Annotated in this window: 11 protein-coding genes; 7 read left to right on the forward strand and 4 right to left on the reverse strand. The window is 71.7% G+C overall.

All coding sequences use genetic code 11. The features are described from left to right. Nucleotides 1–16: 16 nt before the first annotated feature. Both E4T13_RS16665 and E4T13_RS16670 read right to left on the reverse strand, forming a co-directional pair. Entirely contained in the window at nt 17–628 is a 612-nt protein-coding gene (locus E4T13_RS16665; protein ID WP_137179417.1) for a hypothetical protein, read from the reverse strand. Further along, on the reverse strand, nt 625–1,647 hold the full coding sequence (locus tag E4T13_RS16670; RefSeq protein ID WP_170985033.1) for a TRAP transporter substrate-binding protein: 1,023 nt from the start codon (nt 1,645–1,647) through the stop codon (nt 625–627). Before E4T13_RS16670 ends, E4T13_RS16665 begins: the two co-directional genes overlap by 4 nt. 77 nt (nt 1,648–1,724) lie before the next feature. On the opposite strand from E4T13_RS16670, the gene E4T13_RS16675 reads away from it, so the two are divergent. Continuing rightward, entirely contained in the window at nt 1,725–3,758 is a 2,034-nt protein-coding gene (locus E4T13_RS16675) for a TRAP transporter large permease subunit (protein WP_137179419.1), read from the forward strand. Nucleotides 3,759–3,768: 10 nt separating this feature from the next. Here E4T13_RS16675 and E4T13_RS16680 read toward each other — a convergent pair whose 3' ends face one another. Further along, complete coding sequence (locus tag E4T13_RS16680; RefSeq protein ID WP_137179420.1) at nt 3,769–4,923, reverse strand: DegT/DnrJ/EryC1/StrS aminotransferase family protein; 1,155 nt, start codon at nt 4,921–4,923, stop codon at nt 3,769–3,771. Nucleotides 4,924–5,151: 228 nt separating this feature from the next. Here E4T13_RS16680 and E4T13_RS16685 point away from each other — a divergent pair, with 228 nt between their 5' ends. From E4T13_RS16685 to E4T13_RS16695, 3 genes are all read left to right on the forward strand, one after another. Further along, complete coding sequence (locus E4T13_RS16685) at nt 5,152–5,568, forward strand: Rap1a/Tai family immunity protein (protein WP_137179421.1); 417 nt, start codon at nt 5,152–5,154, stop codon at nt 5,566–5,568. Between the two features lie 16 nt (nt 5,569–5,584). After that, the gene (locus E4T13_RS16690) at nt 5,585–5,803 is read left to right on the forward strand and encodes a glycine zipper family protein (protein WP_137179422.1); all 219 of its coding nucleotides are present in this window, start codon (nt 5,585–5,587) and stop codon (nt 5,801–5,803) included. A gap of 77 nt (nt 5,804–5,880) precedes the next feature. Continuing rightward, nucleotides 5,881–7,272: a TIGR03013 family XrtA/PEP-CTERM system glycosyltransferase gene (locus tag E4T13_RS16695; RefSeq protein WP_170985034.1), complete on the forward strand. Its 1,392-nt coding sequence runs from the start codon at nt 5,881–5,883 to the stop codon at nt 7,270–7,272. Between the two features lie 45 nt (nt 7,273–7,317). Here the strand turns inward: E4T13_RS16695 and E4T13_RS16700 are convergent, their stop codons facing one another. Beyond that, on the reverse strand, nt 7,318–8,592 hold the full coding sequence (locus E4T13_RS16700) for an RsmB/NOP family class I SAM-dependent RNA methyltransferase (protein ID WP_137179424.1): 1,275 nt from the start codon (nt 8,590–8,592) through the stop codon (nt 7,318–7,320). Between the two features lie 120 nt (nt 8,593–8,712). Here E4T13_RS16700 and E4T13_RS16705 point away from each other — a divergent pair, with 120 nt between their 5' ends. The 3 genes from E4T13_RS16705 (at nt 8,713) to E4T13_RS16715 (ending at nt 12,532) form a co-directional block, all read left to right on the forward strand. Further along, nucleotides 8,713–10,386, forward strand: a complete 1,674-nt coding sequence (locus E4T13_RS16705; protein ID WP_137179425.1) for a glycosyltransferase family 39 protein — start codon at nt 8,713–8,715, stop codon at nt 10,384–10,386. After that, nucleotides 10,383–10,988, forward strand: coding sequence for a DedA family protein (locus tag E4T13_RS16710; protein WP_137179426.1), 606 nt, complete (start codon nt 10,383–10,385; stop codon nt 10,986–10,988). The genes E4T13_RS16705 and E4T13_RS16710 overlap by 4 nt, the downstream gene beginning before the upstream one ends. Nucleotides 10,989–11,149: 161 nt before the next feature. After that, nucleotides 11,150–12,532, forward strand: coding sequence for an FAD-binding oxidoreductase (locus tag E4T13_RS16715; RefSeq protein ID WP_137179427.1), 1,383 nt, complete (start codon nt 11,150–11,152; stop codon nt 12,530–12,532). Nucleotides 12,533–12,538: the final 6 nt, after the last annotated feature.

Below are 12,538 nucleotides of genomic sequence, written 5' to 3' on the forward strand. Positions count from 1 at the left end.
GTCCAAGACCGCCGGGCTACATCCCCTCCCGCGCCACGCGGAAGGCGTCGGGCGGGTCGGCATTGGCGGCCAGCCAGGCCGGCCCGCCCTTGGCGATCCAGCACCCCGCGGCGATGCGCGACGCCGCCACCAGGATCGCCAGGTCCACCGCGCGCATGGTCCAACGCGCCTGCGCGGCCATGATCAACTGCCCGTGGAAATCGCCCTCCCACATGATCGGCGCGAAGATCGTGGAACCCATGCGGGAGGTCTTGAGATACTGGCGGAAGCTGCCGTGATCGTCGGTGTTCTCCAGCAGCAGCTTGCTGCGGTTCGCATGGACCCAGCCGGGATGCCCGCCATCGATCGGCACCATCAGCCGCCGCTGCTCCGGCGGGAAGCCGAGATTGCCGACAAGCATGTGGCTCTGCCGGTCCGGCGTGACAAAGAAGGCGCCGGCGACGAAGAACTGTCGCTCGCCCGGCTTCAGCGCGCCCTCGCGCAGATGCGCCTGCCGGTCGCCGAGCAGGTGAAAGCAGCCGCGCGCCAGCGCGTGCATCGCTTCCTCGGGCCCGGCTGCATCCAGCGCCTCGGCGCCGGCCGTCTCCAGCATGGAGAGGCCGGCCCGCATCAACTCCGCTTCGGTCATCCCCGCGCCTTCAGCGCCTCGATGCGCTGCACCAGGGCACGTCCGTCGTAGCCGGAGCGCTGCACGCGCTGGTACCAGTTGTCGAACACCGCATCCACGTTGGCGGGCGCGAAGAGGATCGCGAGCTGCTCGGGCGGCGCCACGTAGTGCTGCATGCCGGAGGTGACCAGGCGCGCGATCGCCGCGTCGCTGAATGGGCGATGGTTGGCGAAGTGCTCGTCCTCGATCTTGCGGAACTCCGCCTGCACGGCGGGCTTCACATCGTCCGGCAGGCGCTGCCAGACCTGCTGGTTGATCACCAGCGACCACGGCACGACGGTGCCGATGCGCCAGGTGGAGAAGTTCTGCGCGACGTTGTGGAAGCCGAAGCCGCCGGCGGTGCCGACGGAGGTCATCACCAGGTCCACGATGCCGCGCTGCAGCGCCGGCACGATCTCGCCGAAGGGCACCGGCGTCGGCGCCGCGCCGATCTTCTGCATCAGCGCGCCGGCTTCCGTATTGTGCACGCGCACCTTCTTGCCGCTGAAGTCGCCCACGGTGCGCAGCGGAGCGCGGGAGATGATGCACTGGTCCTCGAACACGCCGGTGGCGAGCTGGACGGAGCGGTACTTCTCGCGCCAGACGCGCGCCATCTCCTCGCGCAGCAGCGGGTCGAGCATGCGCTGATACTGCGCGACATCGGTCAGCAGCCCCGGCAGGTGGCCGAAATTCATGTAGGGGGCTTCGGCGGAGAGCCAGGGCGTCACCGCGAAGCTGCCATCCAGCCGCCCGTCGCGCACCGCCGCCGGCTGCTCCGGCCCCGCCACCAGCGTGTCGTAGAGCTCGATGGTGAGCTTGCCGCCGGTGGCCTGCGCGATGCGCTGCGGCGCCGGCTTCAGGCTCTCGACATAGGAGCTGCCGGTCGCATTCACGAAGCCGACATTCCACCGCACCGCCTGCGCGAGCGCAAGGCGCGGCAACGCCAGCGTACCGCTTGCTGCGAGAGCGGAGGCCAGCAACGCACGGCGGGTGAGCGGCATCGGGACCCCCTCTTGTCTTTGTCCGGACAAATCCTCACGCTCGCGGCCGGTCGCTGTCAAGCGCATGGGAAGACCGGATGACGATGCCAGCCGCCACGCCGCCCGGTCTCGCGGAGCGGTGCGCACGCGCCGTCGCCTTCGCGATGCTGGTCCTGGCCGCCGGCTGCGTCGTGGCGATGACGGCGTCCACGGTGTGGGATGTCGGCGTGCGCTACGCGCTGAACGCGCCGACGGTCTGGGCGACGGAACTCAGCACCTATTTCCTGGTCGGCGCGATCTTCCTCGGTGCGGCGCAGGCGCATCTGGCGGAGGCGAATGTCCGGGTGGAACTGCTGCTGAACGCGCTGCCGCCGGCGGCGCGGCGCGACGTGATGCTGGCCGGCGCCTGGGCCGGGCTGCTGGTCGTGCTGATCGCCGCCTGGCAGTCGGCGCTGATGGTGGTCTCGGATTACGCGAACGATGCGCGGCTGTTCAGCCTTCTGCTGACGCCCACCTGGATGCCGAAGGCGCCCATCGCGATCGGGCTTTCCGGGCTGGCGCTCGCGATGCTCGTGGAGATCGCCCAGCTTTCGTCCGCCCGCGCGGCCTGGCGGCGAAGCCTGCCCTGGCTGCTGGTGGCGGGCCTGGTGCTGCTGCTCGTCGGCTTCGGGCGCCACCCGCCGCCATCCGGCATCGGACGGGTGGATGCGGGCAGCGTCGCGGTGCTGGCGGCGGTGCTGATCGGCGCCTTCGCTTCCGGCCTGCGGGCGGGCACGATCACGGCAGCGATGCTGCTGGGCGGGATTGCCCTGTTCAGCCTGACGCGCGATGCCGGCGCGGGCACGCTGAGCCTGCTGCTGTTCGGCGCCATCGCCTTCTTCCTGGCCATCGGGTTGCGCATCGCCTTCGCGTTGGCGCTCGTCGGGCTGCTGGCGATCTACCTGCTGCTGCCCGCGCCGTTCCCGATGACGGTGGCGGAGCGCACCTGGTCGGGCGTCAATTCCTTCTCCCTCACCGCCGTGCCGCTCTATGTGCTGATGGGGGCGCTGCTGGTGCGGTCGCGCCTGTCGGACCAGCTGTTCACGGTGATGGCGCGCGTGCTCGCGCCGCTGCCGGGCGGGCTGGCGCATGCGGCGACGGCGGGCTGCGGAATCTTCGCGGCGGTGTCCGGTTCCTCCGTCGCGACGGCGGCGACGGTCGGCTCCGTCGCCTGCCCGGAGATGACGCGCCGCGGCTACAGCCCCGCGCTCGCCTATGGCAGCGTCGCGGCGGGCGGGACGCTCGGCATCCTGATCCCGCCGAGCGTGCCGATGATCATCTACGCGACGACGGTCGGCGTCTCCATCGTGGAGCTGTTCCTGGCCGGCATCCTGCCGGGGCTGCTGATGATGCTGCTGTTCATGACGGTGATCCTCGTCTGGGTCTGGCTGCGCCCGGAGGCCGCGCCGCGGCTGGCGCCGGCGGACCGGCTGCCGCTGACCCGCGCGAGCCTGGTGGATTCCGTGCTGGTGCTGCTGCTGATCGGGACGGTGATCGGCTCGCTCTATGGCGGCGTCGCCACCGCGTCGGAGACGGGTGCGGTCGGCGCGGCGGTGGCGCTGCTGTTCTGCGCGCTGCGCGGCCGGCTGGGCGGCGCGATGCTGTGGGCCTGCCTGGTGGAGACGGTGACGGTCACCGCCTTCGTCTTCCTGATCGTGGTCGGCGCCAACGTGCTGTCCTACGGCTTCGACTTCCTGAAGGTGTCGCAGCAGGTGATGGCGCTGGCGACGGAAGCCGGACTGGATCGCTGGGTCATCTTCCTGGCGATCGTGGTCGTCTACGTCGCCCTGGGCATGTTCCTGGATTCGATCTCGATGCTGGTCCTGACGCTGCCGGTGGTGTTCCCGCTGGCGCAGTCGCTGGGCTTCGATCCGATCTGGCTGGGCGTGATCCTGGTGATCATGGCGGAGGTCGGTCTGATCACGCCGCCGGTCGGGATGAACCTGTTCGTGCTGCAGGGCATTGCGCGCACCGTCAGCCTTTCTACCATCGCCGTCGGGGCGCTGCCCTTTCTCGGCGCGATGCTCGCGACTGTGCTGCTGCTCTGCCTCTGGCCGGACATCGCGTTGCTGCTGCCGGCCGCTCTGAAATAGACGCGCGCGCCTACAGCGCGGCCCGCAGCGCGGCGACGACGCGCGAAACCTCCTCGGCCGTCAGGTAGGGATGCATCGGCAGCGACAGGATGCGCGTGCACAGCATCTCGCTGACCGGCAGCGGCGGCGGGCCGCCGGCGATGGAGGCCGCATGCGCCGCGGCATAGGCAGGCTGATGGTGCAGCGGCTTCGGGTAGTAGATGCCGCTCGGCACGCCCTCGGCCTTCAGCGCGTCCTGCACGCGGGCGCGGTCCGTGCCTTCCGGCAGCAGCACCGAGTAGAGGCCCCAGGCATGCTCGGCGCCCGACACGGAACTCGGCGCCTGCACCACGCCGCCCAACCCTTCGGCATACAGCGCGGCGATCTTCGTGCGCGCGGCGAGCTCGGCGTCGAGCAGCGGCAGCTTGGTCAGCAGCACCGCGGCCTGCAGCGTATCCAGCCGGCCGTTCATGCCGGTGCGCAGCACCTCGTAGCGCGACTTGCCCTCGCCATGGGTGCGAAGCTGGCGGTACAGCTCGGCGCGCTCGGCGCTGTCGGTCAGCAACGCGCCGCCATCGCCGTAGCAGCCCAGCGTCTTGGTCGGGTAGAAGCTGAGCGCCGTCGCGCCGGCCCAGCGGCCCAGGCGCTTGCCGTGCAGCGCGGCGCCGAAGGCCTGCGCCGCGTCGTCCAGCGCGAACATCCCCTCCCGCGCGCAGATCGCCTCGATCGCCGGCCAGTCCGCGGGCAGGCCGAACAGGTCCACGCCGATCACGGCGCGCGGCTTCAGCCGGCCGTCCTTCTTCACCAGCGCAACGCGCCGTTCCAGGTCGGCGATGTCGAGGTTGAAGGTGACCGGGTCCACATCCACGAAGACCGGCGTGGCGCCCAGCACCAGCGGCACTTCCGCCGTCGCGGTATAGGTGAAGGCCGGCAGGAACACCGCGTCGCCGCGGCCGATCTCCTCCGCCATCATCGCGATCTGCAGCGCGTCGGTGCCGGAAGAGACGCCGACCGCATGGGCGCAGCCGGCGAAGTCCGCCAGCTTCGCCTCCAGCTCCCGCACCTCGGGGCCGTTGATGAAGGCGCCGCTGTCCAGCACGGCGGCGAAGCGGCGGTCGAGCTCGGCGCGGATCAGCGCCTGCTGGGCCTTCATGTCGAAAAGCGCGATGGGACGCGGGGCGGTCATGGCTGTCCGTGGCAGGGAATCCGGACACGCTGCATAGACCCGGCGCCGCCGCGGGCCAAATCACCGGCGGTTTCGCCGCGTTGCGTTGCCGGCATGGCAAGCGTGGGATCGACGATACGGCGCTGGGACGCAGGATGCTTGGCAGGTGCCGAGCCGATGGCCTAGCGTTCCGAGTCCGGCGGCCGGGCATGCAGCCCGCGCGGGGGCAAGGAAGGAGGGACCGCACCGATGCGGCGAAGCACTTGGCTGGCAGCCACAACACTGGCGCTCGGCCTGGCGGCCGGGACCGCCCAGGCGCAGGGCACTGCGACCCAGACGACGCGGGCGGAGCCGCTTTCCGTGGGCGCGCTGGCCTCGATGTGCGCCTCCTCCGGCTCGGGCGAGAACCCGCTGGCGTCCTTCTGCCAGGGCGTGATGATCGGCGCCGGCCAGTATCACAGCGCCGTCTCCGCGGCTGGCACACGGCCGATCTTCTGCCTGCCGGAACCCAGCCCGACGATCGAGCAGGTGCAGACCGCCTTCGTCCGCTGGGCAGCAGCCAATACGCAATACAGCGGCGAACTGGCGGTGTCCGGCCTGATGCGCTTCGCCGCCGCCACCTATCCCTGCCCGCCGCAGCCAGCCCAGCCGGCCCGGCGGCGCTGAGCGAGAGGACCAGACCATGCGACGTCTCCTCCTGATCCTGCCCGTGGCGATCGGCCTGGCCGGCTGCGCGGACATGACCTCCTCGCAGCGTTCGACGGCGACCGGCGCGGGCGTCGGCGCGCTCGGCGGCGCGGCGCTCGGCTCGCTCTCCGGCAATGCCGGCTGGGGCGCGCTGATCGGCGCCGGCGTCGGCGGCGCCAGCGGCTTCCTGATCGACCGCAGCCGCACGCAGTGATCGCCCGGCCGGGGGCGGCACGCACCGCCCCCGGCCGCTCATTCTTCGTCAACCGTGGCAGCGGCATGCTGCCGCGCATGGCGAGGATGATCTCGGCGCCGGCCCTTGGCGCGGCGCGCGCGCTGTTCCTGCTCGATCTTGCGGTCACCGTACTGGCATGGCCGGTGGCGTTGGCGTTGCTGTCCGATCCGCCGCGTGCGGATGCATGGCAGGGCGTGCTCGCGCTGCTGCTCTACCCGGCCGCCTACCTGGTGGGCCTCTACAGCCTTGGCCTCTACCGCCGCGACGCGCTGAACGAGCCGCGCCAGGCGCTCGGCCGCGTGCCGGTCGCGGCGGCGCTGGCGGCGCTCGGCGCCTCCGCCGTGCTGGCGCTGCTGACCGAAGGCAGCAGCGTCGCGCTGTTCGCCGTGGCGACGATCGGCCTCGGCGTCGCCGGCTGCATCGCGCGTCTGGCGCTGGCGGCGCTGCGCCGGCTCGGCCTGTTCCGCCGCCGGCTGCTGATCGTCGGCGCCGGGCAACGCGCCTGGGACCTGGTCTGGCTGCTGCGGCGGGAAGCCCGCACCCTCGCCTTCGACATCGCGCTGCTGCACGAGCCGGCGATGGGCGAGTTCGACGCGCGCCTCGCGGAGGACCCCGCGCTGCGCATCTTCCCCGCCGGCACCGACTTCCTCGACGCCGCGCGCGCCTTCGGCGCCGACCAGATCATCGTCGCCTCCGACGAGCGGCGCGGCCTGCCGATGCGGGCGCTGCTGGCGTGCCGCACCGCGGGCTTCCCCGTCAGCGAGTACCTGCGTTCGCTGGAGCGCGAGATCGGGCGGATCGACATCAAGCGGCTGGAACTCGGCTTCCTGGTCTATGACGAGGGCTTCGGCGCCAGCCTGCTGGACCATGCGCTGAAGCGCGCGCTGGACATCGTGGCAAGCCTGCTGCTGCTGGCGCTGTCCTCGCCCTTCCTGATCGCGGCGACGCTGGCGGTGAAGCTGCAGGATGGCGGCCCCGCGCTGTACCGCCAGGCGCGGGTCACGCGTGACGGTCGCGTCTTCCGCATCATGAAGCTGCGCACCATGCGCGTGGATGCCGAGCGTTTCGGCGCCACCTGGGCCGCCGAGCGCGATCCGCGCATCACGCGCGTGGGGCATTTCCTGCGGCGCACGCGGCTGGACGAGCTGCCGCAGCTCTTCAACGTGCTGCGCGGCGACATGTCCATCGTCGGCCCGCGCCCGGAGCGCCCGGAATTCACCCAGGAACTGGCCCGGAAACTGCCGCTGTATGAGGAGCGCCACCGGATGCGGGCCGGCCTCACCGGCTGGGCGCAGGTGAACTATCCCTATGGCGCGTCGCTGGACGATGCGCGCTCGAAGCTCAGCTACGACCTGTACTACGTGAAGAATTTCGGCGTGCTGTTCGACCTGCTGATCCTGATGCAGACGCTGCGCGTCGTGCTGTTCCCGGGGAATGCGGTGCGGTGAGGCGTCGCTGAGCCGCGAAGGGGTCGCGCTCGCCCTCCCCCGAGATCACACCCTCACGAACCGTGCGGCGAAGAACCCGTCGATCCCGCCGCGCTCCGCCCACATGTCCGGCCGCGTGCGCAGCGTGCCCTGCGCCGTGATCGCTTCCGGCAGGCCCGGCACCTCCTCCGGCCGGATGGGGTCGAGACGCAGCCCGAGCGCAGAGGCGCGCGCAAGATGCGCCTCGCCTTCCTCCGGCTGCAGCGAGCACGTCGCATAGACCAGGCGTCCGCCCGGACGCAGCAGCGTCGCGGCATGCGCGAGCAGCCGCGCCTGCGTCTCCGCCATCGGGGCGACATCGGCGGCGCGCTTCAGATGCGGGATGTCGGGATGGCGGCGGATGATGCCGGTGGCCGTGCAGGGCGCATCCAGCAACACCGCATCGAATCGTTCGTTCGCCGTCGGTGACCAGCTCGCGGCGTCGGCCTGGACCAGGTCGGCGGCGAGCTCCAGGCGCGCCAGATTCTCGCGCAGGCGCGACATCCGGCGCGGATCGCGCTCCACGGCCACCACCTGCGCGCCCGCGGCCGCAAGCTGCGCCGTCTTGCCGCCCGGCGCGGCGCAGAGATCGGCCACGCGCTCGCCCGGCCGCACGCCCAGCAGCCTTGCCGGCAGCGCCGCCGCTGCGTCCTGCGCCCAGGATTGGCCTTCGGCGAAGCCCGGGAGGTCGGTGATGCGCGTGCCCGCCGGCAGACGCGCCGTGCCGGTCGGCAGGATCTCCGCGCCCTCCGGCGCCGGCGCACCCGGCGCCAGGGTCAGGTCCAGCGGCGCGGCCTGCCGGTGGGCGCGCGCGATGGCGCGCACCGCGGGGCCATAGGCGGCGTGCCAGGCGCTCCAGAGCCAGGGCGGCGTGTCCAGCCGCTCTGCGTCCAACCCATCCATCGCCGCCGGCCCGTCGGTCGCGATCTTGCGCAGCACCGCGTTGACGAGCCCCGCGAAGGGCCGCGGCACGGCCGCGACGGTCGCGGCCACCGCCGCATGCGGGGGCGTGCCGAGCAGCAGAAGCTCCGCCGCACCCGCCCGCAGCGCCGCGCGCACCGCCGGCGGCGGCTCCCGCCGCAGCATCGGCTCGAGCACGGCGTCCAGGCTGCCGGTGCGGCGCAGCACGGCAGCGGCGATCCGATGCGCCGCGGCGCGGTCGCGCGGGGCAAGGGCGGCCGGCAGCGCGTCCAGCGCCTCCTCCAGCGGCCGGCGCCGTTCCATCACCGCGGCCAGCAGTGCCAGTGCGGCCTGGCGGGCAGGGGCGCCCGGGAGTGTCTGGGGGCGTTGCTGCGACGTCATGCGGCCGGCTATGCCGGCCGAGGCCGCGGACGCGCACGCACGGCGCTTGGGGGCATCCTGTACATGGCAGGGTTTATGGCCCCGCGTCCGGGGCCGTGCTAGGGCGCGCCGATGCAGCGCTTGGGACAACTCCTGGACCGGCTGCCGGAAACGCGGCGGCCGCGGCTCTGGCTCGTCCTGTTGTGCCTGGCGCTCTGGCTGCCGGGCTTCTTCACCATTGCCCCCGGCGACCGCGACGAAAGCCGCTTCGCCCAGGCCACCCGCCAGATGGTGCAGACCGGCGACTATGTCCGCATCCGCCTCGGCGAGGTGGAGCGCAACAAGAAGCCCGCCGGCATCCACTGGACACAGGCCGGCGCCGTGCATGCGCTGGAAACGCTGGGCGTGGACGCCGCGCGCGACCGCATCTGGGCCTATCGCCTGCCCTCGCTCGCCGGCGCGCTGATCGCGGTGCTCGCCACCTGGCATTTCGGGCGGGCCCTCGTCGGCCGCCGCGCCGCCTTCCTCGGCGCCGCCCTGCTGGCGAGCTGCCTGGTGCTGACCTTCGAGACGCACATCGCCAAGACCGATGCGGCGCTGCTCGGCACCGTCGCCATCGCCATGGGGCTGATGGGGCGGGCCTATCTGAACCCCGCGACCTTCAGCGCCCGTCAGGCGGCCGGCTTCTGGCTGGTGCTCGGCCTGTCGCTGCTGCTGAAGGGGCCGGTCGGACCGGCGGTGCCGCTGCTCGCCGGCTTCACCCTGGCCGCCGCGGATAGCGCCTGGCGCAACAGCGCCCCTTGGCTGCGCGCGCTGCGGCCGGCCTGGGGCGTGCCGTTGATGCTGCTGGCCGCGCTGCCCTGGTTCGTCGCGGTGAACATCGCCACCGAAGGCCGCTTCCTGACCGAGGCGCTGGGTGGCGACATGCTCGGCAAGGTCGGCGGTGCCGACGAGAACCACTGGGGTCCGCCCGGCTACTACATCCTGACCTTCGGCGTCGCCGCCTTCCCCGCCGCCTTCCTGGTGCTGCGGGCGCTGGCCGGCGCCTGGGCGGACCGGCTGCAGCCGGCCACGCGCTTCCTGCTGGCCTGGGCCGTGCCAGTCTGGCTGATGTTCGAGGCGGTCACCACCAAGCTGCCGCACTACACGCTGCCGGCCTTTCCCGCGCTGATGCTGCTCGCCGCCGCCTGGGCCATGGACCCGCTGCGCCGGCCGCCGCCGCGCTGGCTGCACTGGCTTTCGCTGCTTGCGCTGGTCGGTGCGGCCGCCGGGCTCGGCATCGCCGCGGCGATCCTGCCGGTGCTGGCGGATGGCGCCGTCTCCCCCGTCTCGCTGCTCGGCCTGCCGGTGGCTGCGGCGATCGCCGTGCTGGTGCTGCGCGAATTGCGCGCCGGACAGCCGGCGCGGGCGGGCCTGCTCGCCGTCGCGCTTGCCGTGCCGTTGAACTGGGTGGTGCTGGAAGGCGTCCTGCCGCGGCTGACGGCGCCCTGGATTTCGCCCCGCCTGGCGGCCCTGGTGCAGCAGGCGCGCCCCGGGCTGGCGGATACGCAGTTCGGCGTGGTCGGCTACCACGAGCCGTCGCTGCAATTCGCGCTCGGGGGCGGCATCGCCTTGCTGCGCGACGGCGCGGAGGCGGCGCTTTTCCTGGCAGCGGCCCCGGGCCGCCTGGTGGCGGTGGCCGACAGGCAGGCTGAAGAATTTCGCCGGGCGGCGGCGGAGCAGGGGATCGCACCCCGAGAGCATGGCGTTGTTGCCGGGTTCAACTATTCGCGGGGCCGGCGCGTGGCGCTGACCGTCTACGGAGCAGGCGAATGATCGAATGGGTGACCGGCGTCGTCGCCGCGCTCGGCTGGCCGGGCGTCCTTGCGCTCATGTTCCTGGAGAACCTGTTCCCGCCGATCCCCTCGGAGGTGATCATGCCGCTGGCGGGATTCGCCGCCTCCCGCGGGCAGATGTCCTTCGTGCTCGCGGTGCTGGCCGGCATCGCCGGCACGCTGCTGGGCAATGCCGTGTGGTATGAGCTCGCCCGCGCCATCGGCGCGCGCCGCATCCGGCCGCTGTTCGCGCGCTACGGCCGCTGGTTCGCGGTGGACGAGAAGGATTTCGACCGCGCCGAGGCGACGCTGCGAAAATACGGGGCGGTCGCGCTGTTCTTCGGACGCCTGCTGCCGGCGATCCGCACGCTGATCTCCATCCCCGCGGGCATCGCGCATATCCCGCGCCACGTTTTCTACGTGTGGACCGCCGCGGGCAGTGCCGTATGGGTGCTGTTCCTGGCCAGCGCCGGCTACATGCTGCGCGACCACTACGACAGGATCGAGACCTGGCTGGAGCCGATGTCCTATGTCGTGCTGGCCGCGATCATCGGCAGCTATCTCTGGCACATCTGGTCCACGCGCGTCCGCCGCCAGGATTGATCGCCTGTCCGGCGGATCGCGGCTGATCCGACCGCGCGCGCCGCGCAACGGAAATCACCACGTCGCGATGTCAGACAAAGGCTTTGCATGCCGCGGCGCCGGCATCGCAGACTCCGCGCAACCTCATCCTGTCGAAGGGCCGTCAACACAGGGAGGACGCCATGGCCGACGGAGTGGTTGCCAGGCTGCGGGAGAAACTGCGGGGCAGCGCGATCGGGCGGACCGATCCGGATTACGAGGCGGCGCGCGCGCTCTACAACGGCATGATCGACAAGCATCCGCTGCTGATCGCGCGCTGCGCCGACGTGGCGGACGTGATCGCCGCGGTGAATTTCGGCCGCGAGGAAGGCCTCGACATCGCGATCCGCGGCGGCGGGCATAACGGCCCCGGGCTCGGCAGCGTCGAAGGCGGGCTGGTGATCGACCTGTCGCGCCTGCGCGGCGTGCGCGTGGATCCGGAAGCGCGGACCGTGCGCGTGGAGGCCGGCTGCACCCAGGGCGACGTGGATCACGCCACGCATCCCTTCGGCCTGGCGGTGCCGGCAGGGATCATCTCCACCACCGGCATCGCGGGGCTGACGCTCGGCGGCGGGCACGGCTATCTCGCGCGGAAATACGGACTGACCATCGACAACCTGATCGAGGCCGATGTGGTGCTCGCCGATGGCAGGCTGGTGGTCGCGAGCGAGGAGAAGAACCCGGACCTGTTCTGGGCGCTGCGTGGCGGCGGCGGCAATTTCGGCGTCGTCACCAGCTTCCTGTTCCGCGCCCATCCCGTCGGCATGGTCTTCGGCGGGCCGGTCGCCTGGGATCAGGCGCATGGGCAGCGGATCATGCAGACCTATCGCGATGCGCTACCGCACATGCCGGAGGAACTCGGCGCCTTCATCGGGCTGAAGAAGGTGCCGTCCACGGCGCCTTTCCCGGAAGCGCATTGGGGGCAACGGATCTGCCTGCTGATGAGCTGTTATGTCGGCGACGAGGAAGCCGGGCGGCGTGCGCTGGCGCCGCTGCTGGACCGGCTGCCGGAGCCCTGGTTCGACTGGCGCGGCATGCTGCCCTATCCCGCGCTGCAGTCCATGTTCGACCCGCTGATGCCCAGCGGCATGCAATGGTACTGGCGCGGCGATTTCGTGAAGGAACTGCCGGACCGCGCGATCGCGGCGCATCTCGCGCAGGCCGCGCAATCGCCAAGCGAGCTGTCGCTGATGCATCTCTATCCCATCGACGGAGCCGTGCGTCGCGTGGCGAAGGATGCCACGGCCTGGGGCGCGCGGGACGCCACCTGGTCCATGGTGATCGCCGGGATCGACCCCAATCCGCAGATGGCCGGGCCGATCACGCGCTGGACCAAATCCTACTGGGAGGCGGTGCACCCCTTCGACATGGGCGGCGCCTATCCGAACTTCATGATGGATGACGAGGGCGAGGGACGGGTGAAGGCCAGCTTCGGCGACAATTACGAGAGGCTGGCGCAGGTCAAGAAGCGCTACGACCCCGCCAACCTCTTCCACGTGAACCACAACATCCGCCCGGCCGCCTGAGCGCCC

Origin of the sequence: Roseomonas sp. AR75, from assembly GCF_005222815.1 — a bacterium.
In the GTDB taxonomy this organism is placed as follows: domain Bacteria; phylum Pseudomonadota; class Alphaproteobacteria; order Acetobacterales; family Acetobacteraceae; genus Falsiroseomonas.

Bases quoted from the DNA above. Each gene is read 5' to 3' on its own strand.
- E4T13_RS16665 (WP_137179417.1), bottom strand. From the start codon at position 628: ATGACCGAAGCGGAGTTGATGCGGGCCGGCCTCTCCATGCTGGAGACG.
- E4T13_RS16670 (WP_170985033.1), bottom strand. From the start codon at position 1,647: ATGCCGCTCACCCGCCGTGCGTTGCTGGCCTCCGCTCTCGCAGCAAGC.
- E4T13_RS16675 (WP_137179419.1), top strand. From the start codon at position 1,725: ATGACGATGCCAGCCGCCACGCCGCCCGGTCTCGCGGAGCGGTGCGCA.
- E4T13_RS16680 (WP_137179420.1), bottom strand. From the start codon at position 4,923: ATGACCGCCCCGCGTCCCATCGCGCTTTTCGACATGAAGGCCCAGCAG.
- E4T13_RS16685 (WP_137179421.1), top strand. From the start codon at position 5,152: ATGCGGCGAAGCACTTGGCTGGCAGCCACAACACTGGCGCTCGGCCTG.
- E4T13_RS16690 (WP_137179422.1), top strand. From the start codon at position 5,585: ATGCGACGTCTCCTCCTGATCCTGCCCGTGGCGATCGGCCTGGCCGGC.
- E4T13_RS16695 (WP_170985034.1), top strand. From the start codon at position 5,881: ATGGCGAGGATGATCTCGGCGCCGGCCCTTGGCGCGGCGCGCGCGCTG.
- E4T13_RS16700 (WP_137179424.1), bottom strand. From the start codon at position 8,592: ATGACGTCGCAGCAACGCCCCCAGACACTCCCGGGCGCCCCTGCCCGC.
- E4T13_RS16710 (WP_137179426.1), top strand. From the start codon at position 10,383: ATGATCGAATGGGTGACCGGCGTCGTCGCCGCGCTCGGCTGGCCGGGC.
- E4T13_RS16715 (WP_137179427.1), top strand. From the start codon at position 11,150: ATGGCCGACGGAGTGGTTGCCAGGCTGCGGGAGAAACTGCGGGGCAGC.